At 63.4% G+C, this 23249-nt stretch carries 23 protein-coding genes and 1 tRNA gene; 16 read left to right on the top strand and 8 right to left on the bottom strand.

Going from position 1 to position 23249, the window contains the following annotated elements:
* The first annotated feature begins 45 nt into the window (after window positions 1–45).
* Window positions 46–759, top strand: a complete 714-nt coding sequence (locus tag AQS8620_RS08565) for a TetR/AcrR family transcriptional regulator (protein ID WP_085836454.1) — start codon at window positions 46–48, stop codon at window positions 757–759.
* 2 nt (window positions 760–761) lie between these two features.
* Here AQS8620_RS08565 and AQS8620_RS08560 read toward each other — a convergent pair whose 3' ends face one another.
* The gene (locus tag AQS8620_RS08560; protein WP_085836453.1) at window positions 762–1400 is read right to left on the bottom strand and encodes an NrsF family protein; all 639 of its coding nucleotides are present in this window, start codon (window positions 1398–1400) and stop codon (window positions 762–764) included.
* Window positions 1397–1984 (bottom strand): sigma-70 family RNA polymerase sigma factor, encoded by a 588-nt coding sequence (locus AQS8620_RS08555; RefSeq protein ID WP_085836452.1) that lies wholly within the window; start codon window positions 1982–1984, stop codon window positions 1397–1399. Before AQS8620_RS08555 ends, AQS8620_RS08560 begins: the two co-directional genes overlap by 4 nt.
* A 216-nt stretch (window positions 1985–2200) precedes the next feature.
* On the opposite strand from AQS8620_RS08555, the gene AQS8620_RS08550 reads away from it, so the two are divergent.
* The 4 genes from AQS8620_RS08550 to AQS8620_RS08535 all read left to right on the top strand — a co-directional run bounded on the left by AQS8620_RS08550 (window position 2201) and on the right by AQS8620_RS08535 (window position 4589).
* Complete coding sequence (locus AQS8620_RS08550) at window positions 2201–2473, top strand: BufA1 family periplasmic bufferin-type metallophore (protein ID WP_085836451.1); 273 nt, start codon at window positions 2201–2203, stop codon at window positions 2471–2473.
* Window positions 2474–2540: 67 nt separating this feature from the next.
* The gene (bufB, locus tag AQS8620_RS08545; protein WP_085836629.1) at window positions 2541–3392 is read left to right on the top strand and encodes an MNIO family bufferin maturase; all 852 of its coding nucleotides are present in this window, start codon (window positions 2541–2543) and stop codon (window positions 3390–3392) included.
* Window positions 3379–4128: an HvfC/BufC N-terminal domain-containing protein gene (locus AQS8620_RS08540; protein WP_234990430.1), complete on the top strand. Its 750-nt coding sequence runs from the start codon at window positions 3379–3381 to the stop codon at window positions 4126–4128. The genes bufB and AQS8620_RS08540 overlap by 14 nt, the downstream gene beginning before the upstream one ends.
* The gene (locus AQS8620_RS08535) at window positions 4125–4589 is read left to right on the top strand and encodes a DoxX family protein (protein ID WP_085836449.1); all 465 of its coding nucleotides are present in this window, start codon (window positions 4125–4127) and stop codon (window positions 4587–4589) included. The genes AQS8620_RS08540 and AQS8620_RS08535 overlap by 4 nt, the downstream gene beginning before the upstream one ends.
* Window positions 4590–4664: 75 nt before the next feature.
* On the opposite strand, the gene AQS8620_RS08530 is transcribed toward AQS8620_RS08535, so the two are convergent.
* Window positions 4665–6098 (bottom strand): alanine/glycine:cation symporter family protein, encoded by a 1434-nt coding sequence (locus tag AQS8620_RS08530; RefSeq protein ID WP_234990429.1) that lies wholly within the window; start codon window positions 6096–6098, stop codon window positions 4665–4667.
* Window positions 6099–6569: 471 nt separating this feature from the next.
* Here AQS8620_RS08530 and AQS8620_RS08525 point away from each other — a divergent pair, with 471 nt between their 5' ends.
* Complete coding sequence (locus AQS8620_RS08525; protein ID WP_085836447.1) at window positions 6570–8282, top strand: Hint domain-containing protein; 1713 nt, start codon at window positions 6570–6572, stop codon at window positions 8280–8282.
* Here the strand turns inward: AQS8620_RS08525 and AQS8620_RS08520 are convergent.
* Entirely contained in the window at window positions 8260–9192 is a 933-nt protein-coding gene (locus AQS8620_RS08520; RefSeq protein WP_085836446.1) for a LysR family transcriptional regulator, read from the bottom strand. The genes AQS8620_RS08525 and AQS8620_RS08520 overlap by 23 nt on opposite strands.
* A 157-nt stretch (window positions 9193–9349) precedes the next feature.
* Here AQS8620_RS08520 and AQS8620_RS08515 point away from each other — a divergent pair, with 157 nt between their 5' ends.
* The 7 genes from AQS8620_RS08515 to AQS8620_RS08485 all read left to right on the top strand — a co-directional run bounded on the left by AQS8620_RS08515 (window position 9350) and on the right by AQS8620_RS08485 (window position 17218).
* Entirely contained in the window at window positions 9350–10843 is a 1494-nt protein-coding gene (locus AQS8620_RS08515) for an ABC transporter substrate-binding protein (protein WP_085836445.1), read from the top strand.
* A 103-nt stretch (window positions 10844–10946) separates the two neighbouring features.
* Complete coding sequence (locus AQS8620_RS08510) at window positions 10947–11897, top strand: ABC transporter permease (RefSeq protein ID WP_085836444.1); 951 nt, start codon at window positions 10947–10949, stop codon at window positions 11895–11897.
* Entirely contained in the window at window positions 11894–12712 is an 819-nt protein-coding gene (locus AQS8620_RS08505; protein ID WP_085836443.1) for an ABC transporter permease, read from the top strand. The genes AQS8620_RS08510 and AQS8620_RS08505 overlap by 4 nt, the downstream gene beginning before the upstream one ends.
* The gene (locus tag AQS8620_RS08500) at window positions 12709–13521 is read left to right on the top strand and encodes an ABC transporter ATP-binding protein (RefSeq protein ID WP_085836442.1); all 813 of its coding nucleotides are present in this window, start codon (window positions 12709–12711) and stop codon (window positions 13519–13521) included. The genes AQS8620_RS08505 and AQS8620_RS08500 overlap by 4 nt, the downstream gene beginning before the upstream one ends.
* Window positions 13514–14323: an ATP-binding cassette domain-containing protein gene (locus tag AQS8620_RS08495; protein WP_085836441.1), complete on the top strand. Its 810-nt coding sequence runs from the start codon at window positions 13514–13516 to the stop codon at window positions 14321–14323. Before AQS8620_RS08500 ends, AQS8620_RS08495 begins: the two co-directional genes overlap by 8 nt.
* Before the next feature lie 75 nt (window positions 14324–14398).
* Window positions 14399–15826: an amidase gene (locus AQS8620_RS08490; RefSeq protein ID WP_234990428.1), complete on the top strand. Its 1428-nt coding sequence runs from the start codon at window positions 14399–14401 to the stop codon at window positions 15824–15826.
* Between the two features lie 21 nt (window positions 15827–15847).
* Window positions 15848–17218, top strand: coding sequence for an aminotransferase family protein (locus tag AQS8620_RS08485; protein WP_085836440.1), 1371 nt, complete (start codon window positions 15848–15850; stop codon window positions 17216–17218).
* Window positions 17219–17221: 3 nt separating this feature from the next.
* Here AQS8620_RS08485 and AQS8620_RS08480 read toward each other — a convergent pair whose 3' ends face one another.
* The 4 genes from AQS8620_RS08480 to AQS8620_RS08465 all read right to left on the bottom strand — a co-directional run bounded on the left by AQS8620_RS08480 (window position 17222) and on the right by AQS8620_RS08465 (window position 21722).
* A complete protein-coding gene (locus AQS8620_RS08480; RefSeq protein WP_085836439.1) occupies window positions 17222–18154 on the bottom strand; it encodes a Csu type fimbrial protein in 933 nt (310 codons plus the stop codon).
* The gene (locus AQS8620_RS08475) at window positions 18154–20667 is read right to left on the bottom strand and encodes a fimbria/pilus outer membrane usher protein (protein ID WP_085836438.1); all 2514 of its coding nucleotides are present in this window, start codon (window positions 20665–20667) and stop codon (window positions 18154–18156) included. Before AQS8620_RS08475 ends, AQS8620_RS08480 begins: the two co-directional genes overlap by 1 nt.
* 82 nt (window positions 20668–20749) lie before the next feature.
* Complete coding sequence (locus AQS8620_RS08470) at window positions 20750–21181, bottom strand: fimbrial biogenesis chaperone (RefSeq protein WP_085836437.1); 432 nt, start codon at window positions 21179–21181, stop codon at window positions 20750–20752.
* 46 nt (window positions 21182–21227) lie between these two features.
* Entirely contained in the window at window positions 21228–21722 is a 495-nt protein-coding gene (locus tag AQS8620_RS08465; RefSeq protein WP_085836436.1) for a Csu type fimbrial protein, read from the bottom strand.
* Window positions 21723–22291: 569 nt separating this feature from the next.
* On the opposite strand from AQS8620_RS08465, the gene AQS8620_RS08460 reads away from it, so the two are divergent.
* From AQS8620_RS08460 to AQS8620_RS08455, 3 genes are all read left to right on the top strand, one after another.
* Window positions 22292–22381, top strand: a tRNA-Ser gene (locus tag AQS8620_RS08460).
* Window positions 22382–22514: 133 nt separating this feature from the next.
* The gene (locus tag AQS8620_RS17305; protein WP_370737888.1) at window positions 22515–22784 is read left to right on the top strand and encodes an Arm DNA-binding domain-containing protein; all 270 of its coding nucleotides are present in this window, start codon (window positions 22515–22517) and stop codon (window positions 22782–22784) included.
* On the top strand, window positions 22753–23249 hold a 497-nt coding region (locus tag AQS8620_RS08455), incomplete at its 3' end, for a tyrosine-type recombinase/integrase (RefSeq protein WP_370737887.1). The genes AQS8620_RS17305 and AQS8620_RS08455, both read left to right, overlap by 32 nt.

The raw sequence follows: 23249 nt of genomic DNA, 5'->3' as shown, positions 1-23249 counted from the left end.
TCGATTAGATGGAATTCACCTGTCCCCGAGGAGGCCCGACCTTTCATGAGTGACGATTCTGCGCCTGCATCCGCCCCTAAATCCGCGGCCAGCCCCGATAGCGGCACAGCGCCCTGTGCAGGCCCGCACAATGGCGCCCCGAAGCGCCGCCATCTGGCTGGGGAAGATCCCGCCAAACGCGCCCAGATTCTGAAGGGTGCGCAAAAGGTGTTCATGGAAACCGGCTTCGAACGCGCCGCAATGGGCGAAATCTGTCGCGCGGCGGGCGTCTCCAAGGGCACGCTCTACGTGTATTTCGAAAACAAGGAGGACCTGTTTGTCGCCCTGGTCGAAACCACCCGCGATGCGTTTTTCCAAGGGATGGACGCGAAATTATGCTGTGCGGGCGATACAGAAACCAAGCTGCGCGCCTATGGGATGTCGCTGGGCACCTTGATGTGTACGCCCGAGGTTCTGCGCGCCCAGCGGATCGTGATCGGCACCACCGAACGCATGCCCGATCTGGCGCGCCGGTTCTATGACACGGGTGCCCGCCAGATCCAGGACGGGCTGGAACGGTTTTTGCGCGCCTGTTGCGCGGCGGGCGAGTTCGAAATCGAAGACCCCCGCCTTGCCGCCTATCAGTTCATCGAATTATGCTCGGCAGGTCTGTGGCGCCGCCGCCTGTTTGGCAAGGACAGCGCCCCTGCCGATCCCGAAACCGTGCGCAAAGTCGTCGATCAGGCGGTGCGGATGATGCTGCTGACCTATCGCCGCTGAGCCTACCAGCGCAGGAAAAACCGCCCCGCAAGCGTGCCCAGCGCCGTCGAAACCGCGATACCCGCACCGTACCAGGTGATAAAAAACAACGGGTTGTCTTCGGTGCAATGCAGCGCATAGCCCGTGGCCGCCGCCGCGCCGCAGGCCAGCCCCAACAGCGCCCCCGAAAGCATCGGTCGGGTGCTTGCCCCGCGCCGCAACACGGCCACCCCCGTCACCAGCGGAAACAGCGCAAACACCGGCACAGCCGTGAGGCATTTGGCCAAAGTCTGGCCCGAAAACGCCGCCCCCAGCGCCGCTTCGGGTGTGCGCAGCAGCGCCCAAAGCCACAGCGTCGCCGCGATTGCCGCAACCACCGCCAAGGGCCACAAGGACAGTGCCCGCGCCTGCGCCGGGCGCATCAACCGCAACGCCCCTGCCCCTGCGACCAGCGTCAGGGCCAAGGGGATGCCCTGTTTGAGCAGCGTGACCGGCGCGCCCAGAACCTGCGGCCAGTCGGACCGCATCCCCATCCAGTTCACGAAATAGACCACCGGCACCGCAAGCGCACACAGGCACAGCAGCGCCCCCCGCGTGCGGTGCAACCCACGGGGCCGGTCGGCCTCAAGCGCCAGCGATGCAATCAGGTCGTCGGTCTTCATTTCTCGTGTCCTTTGCGGGTCTCCGTCTGGCCTGCGCCGCGCGAAGACTTCTGGCTTGCGCCGACCAGCTTTTTCATCGCGCGGTGAAACGCGACACGCACCGCGCCTTCGCTCATCGACAGCCGCTCTGCGATCTCGGCGTTATTGGCGCCCTCCAGCGACACCGCGCGCACGATTTCCTGCGCGCGCGGGTCGATATGCGCCAAAGCCCGGTCCAGATCGCGCTGCACCAACGGCTCGGGCGCGGCCTCGGCGGCAAGCACCTCGGCGAAATCCTCGACCGGAAGATGCACCGCCGTGCCGCGTTTGCGCAGGGCGTCGATCACCTTGTAGCGCGTGATGGCAAACAGCCACGGGCGCAGCGGGCTGTCCTCGCGCCAGGTGTGACGCTTGGCATGGATCGCCAACAGCACCTCCTGGACGATGTCGTCGTGCTGATCGCCCCCCAAGCCAAAGGCCTTGGCCCGCACGATTCCGCGCACCACCGGCGTCACACCGTGCAAAAACCGCGCGTAGGACGCGCTGTCCCCGCGATTGGCTGCGCGCAACCATGCCGACCACTCGGTCTCTGCCCGTTCGCTCATTGCTGTCATATCTTCGGTATCATCTGACAGGCCACTTCGCGGCCCCTCCCTCCCTGTTACAGCCTGCGCGACATTTTTCTGCCCTGCAACCGCGCAGATCACAGGAGCGTGATCGCGGTGAAACCGCGTAACAGATCGCGCCGGCGTTGCGAACTGCCCCCCGAGGACCAACAGCGGTCCTTTGCCACACACCACCCCAACAGGAGGATACGACCCATGAAAATGACCAAAGCCCTGACCCTGAGCGCCACCCTTGCTACCGCTTTCGGTGCAGCCGCCACCGCCGCCCATGCCGAGGACGCGATGGAAAAATGCTACGGCGTGGCGCTTGCGGGCGAAAACGATTGCGCCGCCGGTCCCGGCACCACCTGCGCGGGCACCTCGACGATGGACTATCAGGCCAACGCCTGGTCGCTCGTTCCCGAAGGCACCTGCACGACCATCGAGACCCCCAAAGGCATGGGCACGCTTGAACCGATGGACATGTAAGCCCCCTTGCGGCGCGACCCAGATGCCGGTCGCGCCGCTTTTTACCCGTTTGAAAGGACGCGGAACCATGCCCCACCTTCCCGCTTGCGCCGGCCTTGGTTTCAAGGCGGAACATTTCGACACCATTCGCCAGCAGCGCCCGGACATCGGTTTTTTCGAAGTCCACGCAGAAAACTACATGGGGGCCGGTGGTCCGCCCCACCGCCAGCTGACAGCGCTGCGCGCAGACTATGCGATATCCCTGCATGGCGTCGGCCTGTCCATCGGCGGCAGCGCCCCTCTGGACCGCGCACATCTGGCCCGCCTGCGCGGCTTGATCGACCGCTACCAGCCCGAAAGCTTTTCCGAACATCTGGCATGGTCGAGCCACGGCGGGGACTATCTCAACGACCTGCTGCCGCTGCCCTATACGCAGGCGACCCTTGCGCAGGTCTGCGCGCATATCGACCAGACCCAAGAGACCCTTGGACGGCAGATCCTGCTTGAAAACCCCGCGACCTATCTGCTGTTTGACGAGTCCGAACTGCCCGAAACCGAGTTTCTGCGCGCAGTGGCCCAGCGCACGGGCTGTGGTCTGTTGCTGGATGTGAACAATGTGTTTGTGTCCAACGTAAACCACCGTGACGATCCGCGCGCCTATCTGGCCGATTTTCCGCTGGAGCATGTCGGCGAGCTGCATCTGGGCGGCCATACGCAAGAAGAGCTGCCCTCGGGCCCCTTGCTGATCGACGCCCATGGCAGCCCTGTCGCCGATCCGGTCTGGGCCCTATATGCCGACACGCTGGCGCGCCTTGGGCCGATGCCGACCCTGATTGAATGGGACACGGATGTGCCTGCCTTTGATGTGCTGCTGGGCGAAGTCGGTCAGGCCGAGGCCCTGCTTGCAGCATCACGGGAGGAACGCCGTGCAATGGCCTGATACAGAACAAAATTTCCGAAACGCCATTTTCGAAAGCACCCCCCCGACAGGGATCACGGCGCGCGCGCCGCGTGAGGCGGAAATCCGGTTTTGCGTCTATCGCAACAATATCACCCATTCGCTCTCGCGGGCGCTTGCCAGCAGGTTTGCCGTGATCGAGCGGCTGGTGGGCGGCGCCTTTTTCGCCGCAATGGCACGGGAATTTTTGCACGCCCATCCGCCACGCTCGCCCGTCCTGCACGCATGGGGCGCGGCGTTTCCCGCCTTTCTCGACGACTTTGCCCCCGTGGCGCATCTGCCCTATCTCTCGGCTGTGGCGCGGCTGGAGCTGGCGCGCGGGCGGGCCTATCACGCCGCCGATGCGCCGCCCGCCGACGCCCGTGCCCTTGCGCAAGCGGCGCAGGAGCCCGCGCGCCTGTATCTGGACCTGCACCCCAGCGTGCAAAGCCTTTGCGCACCGCAGGCCTTTGTCAGCATCTGGCGCGCCAATCAGGCAGGCACCCCGCCCGGCCGCGTCGTTGCCGACCACCCGCAGGCGGCTGTGGTGCTGCGCGATGCCCGCGATCAGGTGCAGGTGCTTGAGGTCGCCCTTGGCGATATCGACTGCCTTGGCGCGCTGCAGGCAGGTCGCAGCCTTCTGGAGGCCGCGAGCCTGACCCAGGATCCCGCCGCCCTGTTCACCCGCCTGATTACGGCAGGCGCCATCACCCGTTTCAGCCTTGGAGAGGCCCCATGACCCTTCGTGCCCCACGTCCTTGTCCCCTGTGCAACTCCCTGTGCAACGCCCTGCGCGCGCGCCTTGAAGGCGCTGTGGCATGGGATATCGCCGCCCTTGCGCTGCGGGTTTTTCCGGCCTCGGTCTTTTGGGCCTCGGCGCGCACAAAGGTGGAGGGCGTGGCAATCAAGGACAGCACCTATTTTCTGTTCGAACACGAATACGCCCTGCCGCTGATCCCGTCGGATCTGGCGGCGGTGCTGGCCACGCTGGCCGAACATGCGCTGCCCGTCCTGTTGGTGCTCGGGCTTGCCACGCGGCTGTCGGCGCTTGGATTGCTGGGCATGACTCTGGTGATCCAGACCTTCGTCTATCCCGATGCGTGGCAAACCCACGGGCTTTGGGGCGCATGTTTTGCCGCCCTCATCGCACGCGGGCCGGGGCGACTGTCCCTTGATCATCTGTGGGATCGCGGACGCTAGGCGCTTGCAGCGGCCGCAAAAAGGCCGGCGCAGTATCCCGCGCCGGCCCTTCCTTTGCCAACCGTCTCTGAGCGATTAGCCCTTGTAAGAGGGCGCATCCGGCCAGGCTTTGGGGTCCGTGTCGAGATCGGGGAATTTCGCCGGATCAAAAACGGGACGTTCCACCCCCGCCGCCAATTGCGCGCGAAAATCGTTGATCACCCGCAACGCGATGGGGAACATCATCATCAACGCCAGCAAGTTGACCACCGCCAGAATGCCCATCATCGGATCGGAGAAGTTGAACACCACCGTCGCCGCCGGCGCCGTGGCCCCGAGGAACACAATAAAGATCACCGCGATGCGCAGGATATGCTTGGCGATGGTTTTTTGCGTCATGAAATTCAGCGCATTTTCCCCGAGGAAGTAGTTGTACATGATCGAGCTGAACGAGAACAACAGGATCGCTGCGGTCAGGAAATACTGCGCCCAGCCGCCGACATGGTCGACCATGCTTTGCTGTGTCAGCGCCACACCGTCGATCCCGTCTGCACCGGGCACGTAAGTGTCCCCCAGCAAGATGACGAAGGCGGTGCACGAACAGATCACCATCGTGTCGATGAAAACCGAAAACGACTGGGTGATGCCCTGGCTCACGGGGTGGCGCACATAGGCGGTCGCCGCCACGTTGGGGGCCGATCCAAGCCCTGCCTCGTTGGAAAAGAGACCCCGACGCAGGCCTTGGGCAATCGCCGCCCCCATGCCGCCCGCTACCGCTTCGCGCAGGCCAAAGGCATTGGTCACGATGTCCCAGATCACGGCCGGCACGTTGAACAGGTTCAGCACGATGACCAGCAAGGCCATGCCGATATAGCCGAACGCCATGACCGGAATGATCACATCGGCCACTTTGGCGATACGATGGATCCCCCCATACACGATCAGCCCGGTGCAGATCGCCAGAACAATGCCCGTAACGGGACGCGGAATCGCAAGGCTGTCAAGCGCGGCACCGGCCACCGTGTTGCCTTGGAAGGCGTTGAAACCGATGGCAAAAGACGCAATCAGGCAGACCGCGTAGATCACCGCCAGCCAGCGGTAATTCGCGCCCAGACCATGCACGATGGCCTGCGCCGGACCGCCGCGATATTCCGCGCCCTCGGTTTTGCGCTTGTAGACCTGCGCCAGCGTGGCCTCGACCAGCGCCGAGCACATGCCCACCAGCGCAATCGCCCACATCCAGAACACAGCCCCCGGCCCACCGGCCGTGATGGCCACCGCGACACCGGCGATATTGCCCCCCCCAACACGACCGCCGACCGACACAAGCAAGGCTTCGCGGGCCGAAATCCGGTTGGGGTCGGCGTTTTGATCCGGCGTCAGGACCCGGAACATCCGCTTGAAAAACCGCAGCTGCACAAAGCCGCTGGCGATGGTGAAAAAGACGCCGATGACGACGAGGAAGGGCACAAGTGCCCAACCCCAGGTCAAGTCATTGACCCCGTTGAAAATCATATCGAAAAAACCCAAAGTCCACTCCTGTCGGATGCGGGGCAGGCTTGGACCTGCCCTCTTGTGTGTGATGGTGCTGCGGGCAGAGTGCCCGACGACCCAGACGCCCGCAACAATGCGCCCTTCATGTTGCCCTAGGCACGAGAATCACGTTTTGCACCACGCGTGTCGGGTCCCATGGCCCAACCTAGCCCCCAAGTGCAAAGAGGGGAGAAAAAAGCGGCGCATTTGTCTTTATTCTTGTGCATTTGCGGCTTTGCGGCGGCATTTCACATCGTCGCCGCCCCAACGACATGATTTGACGCAGGTACCGGCGCATTACATGGGTGACCGCATCCCCTTCAATGAAAGCCGCCAAACCGACTTAATTTTTTTTTTACGGGCGATAGGTAGGGTTGGGCGGATTGAAACAGGCTGTGCGGGAGAATGACAATGCCGAGAGCGACATCGCGTTTGACCAGCACGACTCCCGACTAGGGGAACACTATCATGCCAAGCGGCAGCGGAGGTCCAACGACAACCTATAGCTTTACCGGCTTCAAAGCCGGTGACTTTGTTGTCAACGGCGACAAGGTGTCGATCAAGCCGGGTTGGTCGGCCTCCAATGACGCGGTGCATTTCGACGTCACTGATGACGACACGCGGTTTTCGGGCGATGACGCGAACGATAACATCGGCAACGATCCCGACCAGACAGGCGTCGTCACCGCCGCCAACGGATCCCCCATCGGTTCGGGAAAGATCTATCTCGAACAGGGCTGGACCCTCTCGGACGGCGAAGGCAACTCCTTCAACCTGTATGAAGTCAAGATCGGTAATCAGGTGGTCGGCTACATTACCGATGGCCCCATGGTTCCGGGCGCGACCTATACCGCCGGCCCGACATTCGACGTCACCAATGCCAATGCCATCGAAGGCTATGACAGCATCGTCAGCCCTCACTACGAGCAGTCGCAGGGCCAGACCTATGATGGCAGTGCGAATAACGATAGTTTTTCTACGGGGGCCGGTTCGGATACGATCTACGGCGGCGCCGGCAACGATACGATCTACTACGGCTCGGGCGGCGCAACGCAGGCCGACGGTGATACCGTCTACGGCGGCGACGGCGATGACTACATCGACGACCAGAATGGCACAGGACCGGTCTACAACGACACGCTCGATGGCGGCGATGGCAATGACACCATTTATGGCGGTGGCGGTGACGACCGGATCTATGGCGGGCGCGGCGACGACAGGATCTACGGTGAGGATGGCGATGACACCATCTATTTCGGCACCGGAAACGACATCGTATCGGGCGGCAACGGCAATGATACCTTCGTTATCTGGGCAGGCGACGACCAGAATACGATCACCGATTTCGATCTGGGTGACAGCGACGGTGACGGCTTTACCAACGACCAGATCGACATCCACAACTTTTTCGACGCCGAAGGCAATCCGCTTCATGCCAGCGACCTGATCCTGTCGGAAAACGGGTCTGGCCATGCGGTTGTCACCTTTCCCACGGGCGACAGCATCACCTTTACCAACCTGAGCCTCAGCCAGATCTCCAACCCCGGCACGCTGCATTCCATGGGGATTCCCTGCTTTGCCGCTGGCACGCGCATTTTGACCGACACGGGGGCACGCGCGATTGAAACCCTGCGCGCCGGCGATGGAATCGTCACCGCCGAGGGCACGGTGCTGCCCCTGCTCTGGGCGGGCTGCCGGCATGTCAGCGTGGCAGAAATGGCCCGGCGCCCCGAATTGAAACCCGTGTCCGTGCGCGCAGGCACCCTTGGCAATGATGCGCCGCTTGTGGTGTCGCCCGCGCATGGCCTGTTGGTCGACCGCCACCTGCTTGGCGCGGGGGCGGATAAATTCGTGCGCGCGCGCCACCTTGCCGGACAAGGCGACGGGCGGTTCCGCTTTGCGCGGGGCAAACGGGCCATCGACTACTGGCACGTTCTGTTGCCGCGTCACGCGGTCATTTTCGCCAATGGCGCGCCCAGCGAAAGCCTCTATCCCGGGAAATTCTCTCTCGCCGGTTTCGACCGCGCGGAAAAGGCCGAGCTCTTCGATCTTTTCCCTGCGCTCGACGCTGTGTTGTCGGATCGCGGCGACGTGACCACGCTCTATGGCACCAAGGCGCGCCAGTTCGCAGGTCTGGGCCTGATCGCGCAGCTCTCGCTCAAACAGGCGCGCTTTGTCTGACGCCCTCGGTAGGGAATTCCCGGCGCAGGAAACTGTCGAGAAACTCCAAAAGCCGGCGCGCGGCAAAACTTTGCTGGCGCGAAATGGGGTGGCTCAGTTCCAGCAGTGTCTCGATCCGCTGGCGGGCCTCAAGGGGGCGCATCACCAGAGAACCGGCCTCGATTTCGCGCTGAACGGTCATCTGCGGAAGGATCAAAAGCGCCGATCCGCGCCGCCCCAATTCCTTTTGCAATTCCAGCGATGACGTGGTGAAGGCGGGCTCGGCCTGCCCTGCGCCCGCCGCGCGAAACCGCGCATCAAGCGCGCGGCGCACGCCAAAGCTGCGGTCGGGCAGCGCCAGCGGCGTGCGGGCCAGATCGGCGATCGTGATCTGGGACTGCGCCGCCAGCGGATGATCGGGGGACAAGATCGGCTCATGGCGCACGGCGGTCCGAAAACGGGTTTCCACGCGGCTGTCGGGCGGGGCAAACATCGTCACCGCGATATCGGTCAGCCCTGTGGCCACCGCATCCAGCGCGCCCTTGGCCGAGGTGACCGTCACCTCGATATGCAGGTTCGGGTGGTCCGCCGAAAAAGCCGCCAAAGCGGGTGCAAGGATCGAACTCGAGGCCGCACCATTCACATGCAGCGACACAGAACCGCTACGCAACCCTTTGAGGTCATTTATCATTTGCTGAGCCAGATGGATATCACGCGCGATCTGTGTGGACTTTGCCGCCAGGACCTCTCCGGCGGCGGTCAGGCGCACGCCCCGCGGGGTGCGTTCGACCAGCGCCGCGCCAAAGCTGTGCTCGATCTTGTCCAACTGGCGCGCGACCGCCGTGGGCGACACGCCAAACGCATCGGCCGTCTGGCGGATCGACCCCGAGCGCGCCAATTCGTGAAAAATTTCGATTGCTTTCAAGTCCATACCGCGGCTTTCGGGTGATCGTTGCGTGAGTGCTACGGTTTTCGTAGCACAGTAAACACGCAGTTCGCCATTCCATTCCACTCGAACATGGTTTTCACTGGCCCCAAGGCGTGCTTCAACAACGCCAAACCGATCACACGTCCAACAAGGAACGACCATGCGCCTCACACTGCCCTCCCTCCTGAAATCGGCCTCCACCGCTGCCCTTCTCTGCGTCACACCGACAGTCGTCCTCGCTGCGGGCGACGTGAGCTTTGTGCAGGCGGTCGAGCCTCCGGGCCTTGATCCCACCGTGTCCTCGCCCGTCGCCGCCGGTCAGGTCGTCTGGCAGAACCTGTTCGAAGGGCTCGTGACCATCGACGCGGCGGGCGAAATCCAGCCCCAGCTGGCCAGCGCCTGGGAGATTTCCGAGGACGGGCTGACCTATACGTTCACGCTGGTCCCCGATGTGAGCTTTCACAACGGCCAGGCCTTTAGCGCCGAAACGGCGAAATTCACCCTTGAGCGCATCCTCTCCGAGGACAGCACCAACGGCCAAAAAGCCCTCTACACGGTGATCGACAGCGTCGAGGCGCCCGATGCCGCCACGCTGGTGCTGCATCTTTCCGCGGCCTCCTCCGACCTGCTCTACTGGCTCGGCTTTCCCGCCGCCGTCATGATCGAGCCGACCTCCGTGGAAACCAACGCCACCGATCCCGTCGGCACCGGCCCGTTCAAACTGGACGAATGGCGCAAAGGGGATCGCGTGATCATGTCCGCCTTTGACGGCTACTGGGGCGAGACACCCGCGCTTGACACCGTAACCGCCCGCTTCATCGCCGATCCCCAAGCACAGGTCGCCGCGCTGAAATCCGGGCAGGTCAACATCGTCGCCGAACTCGCCGCTCCTGAATTGTTCGGCCAATTCGTCGAGGATGACACATTCGTGGCCCATGTCGGGTCGGGCGAAATGGAAGTCGTCGCGGGGATGAACAACACCCGCCCGCCCTTTGACAACGCCAAGGTGCGTCAGGCGCTGATGATGTCGATTGATCGCAACCTGCTGATCGAGGCCGTGAAATCCGGCTACGGCACGCCCATTGGCACGCATTTCTCCCCCGCCAGCCCCTATTACGAGGACCTCACGGGCCTCTACCCCTACGACCCCGAAGCGGCCAAGGCGCTTTTGGCCGAGGCGGGCTATCCCGACGGGTTCGAATTTACCTTCAAAGTGCCAACCCGCACCTACGCCCAGCGTTCGGCGGAAATCATGCAGGCGTTTTTCGCGCAGATCGGCGTCACCGCCACCATCGCAAGCTCGGATTTCCCCGCCGCCTGGGTGCAGGAAGTGTTCAAGGACACCGATTACGACATGACGATCATCGGCCATGCCGAACCGCTCGACATCGGCATCTATGCCCGCGATCCCTACTATTTCAACTACACCTCCGACGCCTTTGACGCGGCCATGGCCGATGTGGCCGCCGCCGCCACGCCCGAGGCCCGCGCCGCAGGCTACAAGGCCGCCGAGGAGGTCGTGGCCAAGGATCTGCCCGCGCTGTTCCTCTACTCCGAACCCAAGCTGGGCGTCTGGGATGCGGGTCTGACGGGGGTTTGGGAAAACGGTCCCGTACCGTCGAACGACATGACAGACGTGGCTTGGGCCGACTAACCGCCCGCCTCTCCGGTTTCCGCGCGTCCGCTCCCCTTGGACGCGCGGGATACAATCGCGATCCGGTCTGCACGCCAGACCTTTGGCTGACAAAGGCCCCCGAATGCCCCCTCTCAAGAAATTCTCGCGTCAGATCGCAGGGCTCGTGCTGCTGCTTGCGGTGACTTCGCTGGTGATTTTCCTCGCCATCGAAGCCGCCCCCGGCGATCCTGCGCAAATCATGCTGGGCACCAATGCCCAAGCCGACACCGTGGCCGCCCTGCGCGCCGAACTTGGCCTCGATCGCCCGCTGATGGTGCGATACCTCGCGTGGCTGGGCGGTGTGTTCACCGGCGATCTGGGCACCTCCTATACCTACGGCACCCCCGTGGCCGAGCTGATTGGCGAGCGGTTGCGCGTCACCCTGCCGCTGACGGCGATGGCCACGCTGCTTGCGGTGGCGATCTCGCTGCCGCTCGGTGTCTGGGCCGCCCAGCGCCCGAATGGTCCCGTCGACACGCTTGCCTCGGTGTTTTCGCAATTCGGCATCGCGGTGCCCAACTTCTGGATCGGCCTGCTGCTGATCCTTGGCCTTGCCCTCGGGCTTGGCTGGTTTCCGACCGGCGGCTTTCCGGGATGGGGCGCGGGCTGGTTGGCCGTGCAGGCCCTGATCCTGCCCGCCGTGGCGCTGGCCCTGCCGCAAGCGGCGGTGCTGACCCGCGTCACCCGCGCCGCCGTGATCGAAGTGACCAACGAAGATTTCGTGCGCACCGCGCGCGCCAAAGGCCTGACCCGCAACCGCGCCCTCTGGCGCCACACGGTCCCCAACGCCCTGCTTCCCGTGGTCACCATGCTCGGCTTGCAAATTCCCTTTCTCATTTCCGGCGCGGTGCTGGTGGAAAATGTCTTTACCCTGCCCGGTATCGGCACCCTCGCCTATTCCGCCCTGTCGCAGCGCGATCTGATCGTTGTGCAAAACGTTGTCCTGCTTTTTGCCATCGTGGTGATGGTGGTGAATGTGATCGTCGATGCGCTTTACGTGCTGCTTGATCCCAGACTGCGGGGGCGCGCATGAAACGGCTTCCCCTGTCGCTCGTCCTTGGCGGGCTGATCACCGGCGCGCTTGTTGCCGCCGCCCTCATCAGCCGTTTCTGGACCCCGCATGATCCCGTGGGCATGGACATCCTCAACCGCCTCAAGGCCCCGGGCGACGTCGGTCTTTTGGGCACCGACCAGATCGGGCGCGATGTGTTTTCGATCCTGATGGCCGGCGCCTGGACCTCGCTTGGCATCGCCTTTGCCGCCACGCTGATCGGGGGCACCATCGGAACGCTGGTCGGCGTCACGGCTGCGGCGCGCGGTGGCTGGCTGGAACGGCTGGTGATGTCGGTAAACGGCGTGCTCTTTGCCTTTCCCCCGATCCTGTCGGCCATCCTTTTGGGCGCGCTGATGGGTCCGGGGGCGGTGACCTCGATCACGGCGATCGGCCTGTTCATGATCCCCGTCTTCGCCCGTGTCACCCGCGGCGCGGCGCTGCAAATCTGGTCGCGCGACTACATCCAGGCCGCGCGCATGGCCGGCAAGGGGCAGGCGCTGATCACCCTCGAGCATGTCATCCCCAATATTTCCGCCCAGATCATCGTGCAACTTGCGATCCAGACGGGGCTTGGTATTCTCACCGAAGCGGGCTTGAGCTTTTTGGGGATGGGTGTCTCGCCTCCCACCCCAAGCTGGGGGCGGATGCTGTCGGAGGCGCAGACGTTCCTGTCCAGCGCGCCGCACCTCGTCCTTGCGCCCGGCTGTGCGATTGCGCTTGCGGTGCTTGGTCTCAACCTGCTTGGTGACGGTCTGCGTGACCTTACCGACCCCAAACGCGGGAGTGGCGCATGATGTTATCTGTCCAGAACCTGAAGGTCAGCTTTGCACCGCGCAAAGGCACGCCCGTCGAAGTCGTACACGGCATTTCTTTTGACCTTGCCAAAGGCGAAACCCTTGGCATCGTTGGCGAAAGCGGCTCTGGAAAATCCGTTCTGTCGCTCGCTACCATGGGGCTGTTGCCGCGCAATGCGCGCTGCTCGGGCAAGGTGCTGCTGGATGGCAGCGATGTGCTGAGCGCCTCCGAGCGGCAGATGTGCGCCCTGCGCGGACGCAAGATCGGCATGATTTTTCAGGAACCCATGACCGCGCTGAATCCGGCCATGCGCATTGGCGCGCAAATCGCCGAAGGCCTGCGCCTCAACAAGGGGCTGAGCAAGTCAGACGCCCGCGCCGAGGCCCTGCGCCTGCTGGATCTGGTGCAAATTCCCCATGCCGCCGAACGTATCGACGCCTACCCCCATGAGATGTCCGGCGGGCAGCGCCAGAGGGTGGGCATTGCCATTGCGCTTGCGCTCGAACCCGAACTGTTGATCGCGGATGAGCCGACGACGGCGCTCGATGTGACCGTTCAGGCCGAGGTGCTCGATATTCTCGAACGGCTCGTCAGCGATCTGGGCATCTCGATGGTGCTGATTTCCCATGATCTGGGCGTGATTGCGCGCGCATGCGACCGCACCCTTGTGATGTATCGCGGCGATCAGATCGAACTGGGCGCGACCGAGCAGGTGCTGCGCGCCCCCGCCCAAGACTACACCCGCAGCCTGATTTCGGCCATGCCGCGTCGGGTGCGCGCCTCGCTGGAGGGCACCGCCCATGTCTGACCCCTTGCTCTGTGTGCGCGGGTTGCGCCGCCATTTCACCGCGCAGAACCGCGTGATCAAAGCCCTCGATGATGTCTCCCTCGACCTGCATTCAGGGCGCATCATGGGCGTCGTGGGCGAAAGCGGGTCGGGCAAATCGACGCTGGCCAAACACGTTATGGCCCTGGAACGCCCCGATGCGGGGGAGGTGCGGCTGGACGGTCAGAACCTGTTCGCCCTCTCGCCAAGCGCCCTGCGCGCCAAACGCCGCGATTTCCAGATGGTGTTCCAAGATCCCTACGGCTCGCTCGACCCGCGCCTGACCGTGGGCAGGATCATCGCAGAACCGCTGCATCTTGTGCCCGACGCCCCCAAAGCTGCGGCGCGGCGCGACATGATCTGTGCCGCGCTCGAAGATGTCGGCCTGCCCGCCGAGGTGATCGACCGCCACCCCCATGCCTTTTCGGGGGGGCAGCGCCAGCGCATTGCCATCGCCCGCGCCCTGCTGACCAAACCGCGGCTTCTGGTGATGGATGAGGCGACCTCGGCGCTGGATCTGACCGTGCAAAAGCAGATCCTGCAACTGATCCTCGATCTGCGCGCCCAACATGGCGTCACCGTGCTGTTCATCACCCATAACATCGGCGTGGTCGACGAAATCTGTGACGATGTGGTGGTCATGCAAACGGGTCGCGTGGTCGAAAGCGGGCCTGTGCGCCAGGTGCTCGATGCCCCGCGCGAGGCCTATACCGCCAAACTTCTGTCGGCCGAACCCATGCTTGATGTGATCGGGCGCAAGGAACGCGCCCGCGCGGGGCCATAGCCGACAAACCCCTGTTCTTTCGTAATTTATTCCAAACACCCCCTCTAAAAATCCCCGTCAGGAGGCTCTTTTGTCATGGCCAGCCCGCAGCTAAAACCGACCCAGATGTCCGATTTGCTTGATCAACCCGCCCGCGCTATTCTGGCGTCCTTTCAATCGCGCGTGCTCTCACCCGTCGACTACATGAGCGCGCTGATCAGCCGCGTTGAAGCCTCCGAACCCCATGTCGCGGCCTTGTGGAATTTCCGCCCCGAACAGGCGCTCGAACAGGCCCGCGCCTCCGAAAGCCGCTGGGCCAAGGGCGCGCCCCTCGGGCCGCTCGACGGGATGCCCGTGACGGTCAAAGAGCTGATCGCGACCAAGGGCGACCCGATCCCGCTGGGCACCGCCGCCGTGCCGCTGGTGCCTGCCACCCAGAACGCCCCCATCGCGGACCGTCTGATCGAGGACGGGGCGATCATTTTCGCCAAGACCACCTGCCCCGACTACGGGATGCTGTCCTCGGGACTGTCGACCTTTCACGCCCTTTCGCGCAACCCGTGGGATGTCACCCAAAATCCCGGCGGCTCCTCGGCAGGGGCCGCTAGTGCCGCCGCCGCCGGCTATGGTCCGCTGCACATCGGCACGGATATCGGCGGCTCGGTGCGCCTGCCTGCGGGCTGGACGGGGTTGTTCGGCTTCAAACCCTCGCTGGGCCGTGTGCCGATCGACCCCTATTACACGGGTCGCTGTGCAGGCCCCATGACGCCCAGCGTGGCCGATTCCGCGCTTTTGATGCACAGCATTTCGCGCGCCGATACGCGCGATGCGACCTCGCTGCCCTATGAGGCGCTCGACTATGACATCGCGGCGGCGGATGTGTCGGGCATGACTTTGGGGCTGATGATGGACGCGGGCTGTGGCATCGACCCCGACCCCGAGGTTCGCGCGGCCGTGCTGCAAGCCGCCAAGGACTTTGAAAAACGCGGGGCGAAAATCGTGCCCATCGGGCCGGTTCTGACGCGCACCATGCTGGACGGTCTGGACGTGGCATGGCGCGCACGGTTCTGGGGGATGATGGAATCGCTGCCCCAAGAAAACCATGCCCGCATCCTGCCCTATATTCTGGAATGGGCGCGCGAAGGCGGCAACGCCAGCCCCGTCGCTGTCGCCCAGGGCTATGAGCAGACCTTTGCCATGCGCAAAACCACGGTGGCCGCCTTTGACGGCATCGACGCCATCCTGTCGCCCGTGAACCCCAACGTCAGCTACCCCGCCGATTGGGCCAGCCCGACGAATGATCCGCAAAAACCCTTTGAACATATCGCCTTCACGATGCCCTGGAACATGGGCGAACAGCCCGCCTGTTCGATCAACTGCGGCTTTTCGCGCTCTGGCATGCCCATCGGGTTGCAAATCGTTGCCCCCCGTTTTGCCGATACCACCGTTTTCGCCCTGGCGCGCGCCTATGAGCAATGGCGCGGACCGATCACCAACTGGCCGCGGTTCGACACCGCGCTTTGACCCCTTCTTGAGGACCCTTGCATGACGACCCTGCCCAACGATATTTCCGCCGTGATCGAGGCCGACCGCGCCCATGTCTGGCACCATCTGTTGCAACATAAGGCGCTGGAAACCAGTGATCCGCGCATCATCGTCAAAGGCGACGGCATGCGCGTTTGGGATGCGGGCGGGCGCGAATACCTCGACGCGGTGTCGGGCGGCGTCTGGACGGTGAATGTCGGCTACGGGCGTACCAGCATTGCCGATGCCGTGCGCGACCAACTGGTCGAATTGAACTATTTCGCCGGCAGCGCAGGCTCGATCCCGGCGGCGAAATTCGCCCAGAAGCTGATCTCGAAAATGCCGGGGCTCGCGCGTGTCTATTTCGCCAACTCCGGCTCGGAGGCCAACGAGAAGGTCTTTAAGATGGTGCGCCAGATATCGGCGCAACATTACGGCGGCGGCAAGTCCAAGATCCTGTTTCGCGAGCGCGACTATCACGGCACCACGCTGGGCACGCTTGCAGCCTGTGGCCAGCCCCAGCGCGCGGCCCATTACGGCCCCTTCCCCGACGGCTTTGTCGAGGTGCCCCATTGCCTTGAGTACCGCGCGCAATGGGAGGGGCAGGACTACGGGCGCCGCGCCGCCGATGCCATCGAAGAGGTGATCCTGCGCGAGGGTCCCGACACGGTCGGCCTTTTGTGCCTTGAACCGGTCACCGCAGGGGGCGGCGTCATCGTGCCCCCCGCAGGATATTGGGATCGCGTCCAGGAAATTTGCAAAAAATACAACGTCCTGTTGCACATCGATGAAGTGGTTTGCGGCATGGGGCGCACGGGGGAATGGTTCGGCTATCAGAACTTCGGCATCAAACCCGATTTCGTGACTATGGCCAAGGGCGTGGCCTCGGGCTATGCGGCGATTGCCTGCACGGTGACCACGAATGCCGTCTTTGAAAAGTTCAAAACCGCCGAGGACCCTCTGGGGTATTTTCGCGACATTTCCACCTTTGGCGGCTGCACGGCGGGGCCTGCGGCGGCGCTGGAAAACCTGCGCATCATCGAAGAGGAAGGGCTTTTGGAAAACACCCGTGCGATGGGCGCGCGGCTGATGGGCAATCTGCGCGACCTGATGGCGCGCCACAGCGTTATCGGTGACGTGCGCGGCTGCGGGTTGTTTGCGGGGGCCGAACTGGTCACGGATCGCACCACCAAGGCACCGCTGGACGAGGCGACCTGCGCGCGCATCGTGGCCGAAACGGCGGCGCGCGGCGTGATGATCGGGGTGACCAACCGCTCCCTCCCCGGTTTCAACAATACGCTGTGCCTCAGCCCTGCGCTGATCGCCACCTGCGCGGATATCGACGCGATCACCGATGCTATGGATGGCGCGCTTTCGGAAGTTTGTGGTTAGTCCTCAATAGTTTACCGTCACAACAACGCTGTCGGTGTAGACGCCTATCTTGGGCGCCTGCCCCTGATAAATCCGGCCAAACACCGAAAACCGCTGCGTCAGCCCGTTGCCCGTCCCGCCCACTTGCTGGGCGGGCGCGCTGCCCCAGACCTGCGTGCGCGCGCTGTCCATAAACAGCCCGTAGTCCAGAGTGTCGATCCCGCTGCTCAGCTTGCGATAGGCCGGATCCGAAACCCCTGTCCCCGTGCCAAGACCCAGTGAAATCGTGTAATCCGTGTCTTCGGTGCAGCGCATATCGATGCTGGCAACCGCATCGGCGGGTTTGAACCCCAAGCCGCTCACCTGCCCGAAATTCAACGACCCCACGCTGAGATCGCAGCTTTCGACCACGCCTGCCGTCACGTTGAAGCCCGGCACCGGTGTCACCGTGCCGAGCAATCCGCAAGAGAGCACACCATAGCTGAGTTCAACATCGCTGCCGGCCGAAAAGCTCGATGAAAAACTGCCCGAAGACAGCGCAGAGGCGGAATTCAGCACCTCGGCATAAATCGGGATGGTGGTGCTGCCCGACCCCAGGAGCACCGGCACCGAGACATAGACGCTGGTGAGGACGCCGTTCGCGGCGCTATTGCCGTAGGGCCGCAAGATATAGGGGACGCTGCCCTTTGACCCCGTCATGTAGCGCGGCGACATGCCGCTGGCGGCCCCCCCCGACCCCGCGCCAAAGCGCACACAGGCCCCCACCGGCGACACAAGCGCCCCGCGACAGCTCACGGTCAGCGTGCCGGATGTGGTCGCACTCGCCCCCGCCCGCAACGACACCGCCCCGAAGTTCAAATCACTGACCCGGGCCTCGCAACTTTGCGCAGAGGCCGCGACAGTCGAGACAAACAGCGCGCAGAGCACGCAACAGAGCAGGCGGAAAAATCGCGACATCACAGGCACTCCACAGGATCGACCACCTCTTGCAAGGCGCCCGTCGGCGCAAAGGCAAAGCTGGCATGGCAGGGGGTTGCGCCCCCGACCTCAAGCTGGTTGGACGCTTTGGCCGCAGCGATCCACGTCTGGCCGTCGTAGCCCACAAAGGCCGCCGCGCTTTTGCCGTTGACCGTGACCGGCGCGCCAGCGGGCACCACCTGACCGCGCGCATCGCGCAGCACGACCATGACACCCGCCGCGGTGTTTTCGCCCTTGAAATCCACCAGAGCGCCCGTGCGCCGCGCAGGCACCACATCCATCGCCGTCACCCCCATCGAAACCGGCATCGGCAGGTCGGAGACCTCGACCGACACGCGGTTGGAGGCGTAAGAGTTCAGCCCCGGCACCAGCGCGCGCCCCGAGCGTCCGGTTCTGGCCACCTCGCGGTTTTGCAGGTAGATCGGCATGTCGGCCACGCCCGTATCGACCACCGCAAAGCTGTCCTCGATCCGCCCGCCAAGCGCCAGCGCGCCCCCCGTGAGCACAAGCGCACCATCGACCTGGCCCTCGATGTAATAGCCATCCTCGCTGCGCTGCAAACCGGCGGCGAATTCGGCCAGAGAGGCGCGGTATTCGCCCTTTGCGCCAAAGGAGGTCGCGCCATCATCCAGCGACACCTGCCCCTGATAGCCCCAATCGCCCACATCGCTTCCCATCGTGCGCGACACGGACAACTCGCGGCTCGTGCCGCCTGCCTCATCAGAGGAGGACGTGGCACGCGCGAAGGTTTTTGCACCCAATTTCAATGACATGCCAAAGGACATCTGGCTTTCGTCCGTGTCCAGATTATACGAGCCGGACATGGAAAACGCCCCCCGCCCGCTGTTGAAAGTCGTGCCATAGGAAGCCGCGACCAAACGGTCGGCGGAGTTCTCGCGCTCCGAGCGCACGTAAGAGAGGCCAAGTTTGCGCTGCTCGCGCGTCACCGGAATCCCGATGCTCAGCACGTCCTGCGCCAGCGGCACCTCCAACAGCGACCCCGAGCTGGCCAGCGTGTCAGCGCCCAGATAGTTCACGCCCGTAACATAGGCCAGATCTGCGAAACCGCCGTCGCTGCGGCTGGCTTTGGCGTTGATATCGACCATTCCGATCTGGGTGTGCATCCCCATTTCAACAAAGCCGCCGCTGGTGCCATCATAATCGGACGCCGCGGCTGCGATGGACAGCTCGCCCAGCGCCAAAGGCACGGCCGTGAGTCCCGCACCGGCCATTTTCAGCGTATCGCTGGCCTCGAAATGCCCGTCCACCGTCACCAGCGGCGTCACCCCGTAGCGCAGGCTGCCGCTGAGGATGGTACTGTCACCGTATTGCGCGCTTTCAAGGCCAAAGGCCTGACGCGCCCGCCCGGCCGCAAGGCTGTAGTCGATCATGCCGGCCTTCATCAGATTGCCGGAATTGAAAAACGACACGGTCTCGTGGCGCACGCGCCCGTCTGCGCCCTGAATGACGACTTCTGCATCGCCTGCACCGGTTTTGACCGGCAGGTCCTCAAGGCGAAACGGGCCTTCGTCGACCTCGCCCGAATAGATCCGGTTGTTTTCGATGAACACATCCACCGAAGAGGGCACCGCCGCCGCGCCCGAATAGCTGAGCCGCTGGTCGGTCACGAGGTCCGAGCGCAGCGAAAAATTGCGCGACACGGCGAGGCCACCCAGACGCACCGAACGCGTCCAATCGGGGCCCTGCGTGGAATAGTCGCCAATGGTGAGGGTCATCGCCTTGTCGGCAAAATCTTTGGTAAAGGCCGTTTCCTGGCGCACAAAACTGGGTGTGCCCGTGTCGCTGGCGCCGCTGCGCAGCGTCTGGGAATAAAAACCGGTCGAAGACAGCGTGCCATAGGGCGAATAGATCCAGCCCTCGAAACTGCCCGCAAGGGTGGTGGACCCGACAAGAGCGCCGTCGAGCGGCGCGTAATGCGCCCCCGTCAGCGCGTAGTTCAACACCGCACCCGTCGCGTGATCCGCAGCTTGTGGGCTGGTGAGACCCGAGGCCGAAATCACATGGGGCAAAAGCGCCGCATCAGGGGCGGTGATCAGAACGCGCTGCGCATCGGAATCGTAGACATAGGTCAGCCCCTCAAATTCAGAGAGGGCAATTTCGCTATCGAGAATCTGACCGGCGATGATTTTCTGGGCGATCGAACCGGGAATGCGCAGGCCGACATCCTGCAATTCATCGCTGGTCGAGCGCAGATCGCTGCCATCGAGACGACCGGAAAACTCGGCCACAAGATTGGTGTCTTTGCCGTTGATCGACACCGCCAGAAACAGCGGCACGCGATCGCCGCTCAGCGCGCCCATGCCGGTGATCGAGGCGCTTGCCTCAAGCCCCGATCCGCCCCGCGTCACAGCGTCAAGATCCTGCGCGGCCAGCCCGTTTGCCAGCGGCAGCGTCAGGATTGCCCCCAACGCGATCATGCCCGCCTTGCGCCGCACGGCCCCGGCGCGTGGATTTGAAAATGTCGATGTCATGTGCTCAAGCCCCCTTGATGCGCATTTCGATGCCGGTCAGGCGATCACGTGCCGCCTGACCGGAAGGGTCACAGCCGCACCGTCAGGCCTGAAAGCACAGAGGCACGGAGTGACGCACCTGAAGCTTCACGGCCTGTTCGGCCTGCTCGGCACCGGGCAAACGGTCCACGAGCACGCGGTAGCATTCACGACCGCGCACAGCGCTCTTCTTGGTCCGCACAACCCGCACGGTCAGTTCCTGACGCGGGTCAAGCTGGGCCATGGGCGGGCTGATCACGACATCCCGCGTTGCCTTGACGTTGCGCGGGTCGGTGCCCTCTTTCCACGACACCACGCGCAGCTGCACGACCGAGGCCTGCGCGCCGCCCGCCTTGACCGTCAAGGTCGAGGCCTGCCCCGCCACATTCAAACGGGTCGGCGAAACGGAGACATTTTCCGCAAGCGCCCCGAGAGGCGCAAAAGCGGTCAGTGTCGCAAGGAAAAGCGCGAGAGACTTGCGGTGAAGATTTTTCATAAGTTGCCTCAATTGTTACTATTTTTACGATTTATGGGGGCGTATTTTAGTAGCTCAGCGTGACTTCGAGCGTGTCCGAGTAGTTGCCAGCCGCGTAATTGCCTGCGGGGATCTGACCGTAGACGGGAATGATCTGGGGGACAGCAGCCGTCACGCCATCGTTGTACAGCTCGCCACCGACGCTGATCTCAGAGGCATGGCCCGAATCCGACATGATCGAATAGGGCAGAAAGGTTTCGCCGTCGCTGGTCGCCATGCGGCGCACACCCGAAGCGGCATTGTCCCCGCCATCGACGGTCACAAGAATGCCCGAACGGCTGGCGGTACAAATCACGGTCACCAGACCGGGGGTGATTTCAGAGGAGATGCTGGACGTATCAAGCGTCGCAAAAGACAGCGCCGTTCCGGTGGCGATTGTGCAGGTATCGGCAACGATCGCCGAGACGGCCAGATTGGATGTTGCCGTTTCAGCCGCATGTGCGGGCCCTGCAAGAACCAAAGCGCCGGCAAGCGCGGGGAGGAGAGAGAAAGTGCGTTTCATGGTTTTTCCTGTGTGAAATCAGTGTCGAAATTTACAGTTCATGGGAGGGGTGCCGCGGCCCGCCCCTTTGCAAAGCGGATCGTGGCCTGTGATTGATGGTTAATTATTTGCTAAATTTTGGGGCCGGATTGTGGCTGCAACACGGTAGAGACGCGCCATTGCACCCCAATCGCGCAACAGCGCCCTCACAGTTTTCACAAGTCACCTATCGCAAAACGCCCGCCCCCGAAGCGTCACTCGCCCCTTGGTTGTGACCTATGCGCTCCCCCGCGCTCCCTGCCCTCCGCGCCGCGCACAAAACCGCCCCCACCCTACCGCCTCCCTGCCGCCTCCCTGCCCGCCTGGCCCTGCTGCCCAAGACATGACATGCACGACCGCCCAGCCGCACGCGCGACGCAGGCATCGCACAGGACTCACACAGAGATCGCCAAGACCGCGGCGCTGCGAAAGGCCGCAACACCCCCGCCCCCCGCCCCGGCACGCCACCTCACGCCACGGCGCGGTCCAAATTTCAAAAAGCGATATTTTTGCCTTGTACTCCCCGCGCACGCTTGGCTATACGCGTCGGTGGAGACGTGGCCGAGTGGTCGAAGGCGCTCCCCTGCTAAGGGAGTAGGCCCGGAAGGGTCTCGAGGGTTCGAATCCCTTCGTCTCCGCCACCACCTAATTCCATTAGGTTTGAACAGGTCGCCTTTGGCGGCCTTTTTCTTTGTTCATCATAGACTTACGTCATCTGAACTTTGTGTTGGATTTCTTTCGATTGGTCGCCTGTTCTTTCATCGGGTGGTATGAATGATGGCGGCCCTTTCGGGAAAGCTCACGCGCAAGCGCGTGGATACCCTCGGCGCCGGGCGTCATGGCGATGGCAACGGGCTGTACCTCGTTGTGGATCCCAGCGGCGCGCGGCGGTGGATTGTTCGGGTGACGGTAAAGGGGCAGAAGAACCGGCTTGGGGACCGACTTTGGGTTGGGCGGCGCGGATATTGTGACGTTGCCCCAGGCGCGCGATCGAGCGTTGGAGTATCGGCGCATGGCCAAGCAAGGCCTGAACCCCCGTTTTAACGCGCGCCAGGACATTCCGACGTTCGAAGAGGTCGCTCTTCAGGTGCACATCGACCGGATGCCGACTTGGAAGAACGCCAAGCACGGCCAGCAGTGGATCAACACGCTGCGCGACTATGCTTTCCCCAAAATCGGTCGCATGCCGGTCGATAGCGTCGGCCAGCCGGAAATCCTGATGTGCCTGTCCCCGATCTGGACCCAAAAGCACGAGACCGCGCGCCGCTTGTCCCAGCGGCTGAAGGTCGTTCTCGATGTGGCCAAATCCAAAGGCTATCGCGCCGGTGAAAACCCCGTGAGCGCCATTCAGGATGCGGGCGTTCTGCCCAAAGTGGTCAAAAAGGCCAAACATCACAAAGCGATGCGCTGGCAGGATGTGCCTGCGTTCTATAGCGACTTGGCGGGTCGCACGGCGATGGCGGCAAAGGCGTTGATGTTTACCTGCCTCACCGGATCGCGGACCGGCGA

The organism is Aquimixticola soesokkakensis (genome assembly GCF_900172375.1).
In the GTDB taxonomy this organism is placed as follows: Bacteria; Pseudomonadota; Alphaproteobacteria; order Rhodobacterales; family Rhodobacteraceae; genus Aquimixticola; species Aquimixticola soesokkakensis.
Note: the sequence above shows the minus strand (reverse complement) of the source record. Positions and strands in the feature narration are given on the sequence as shown.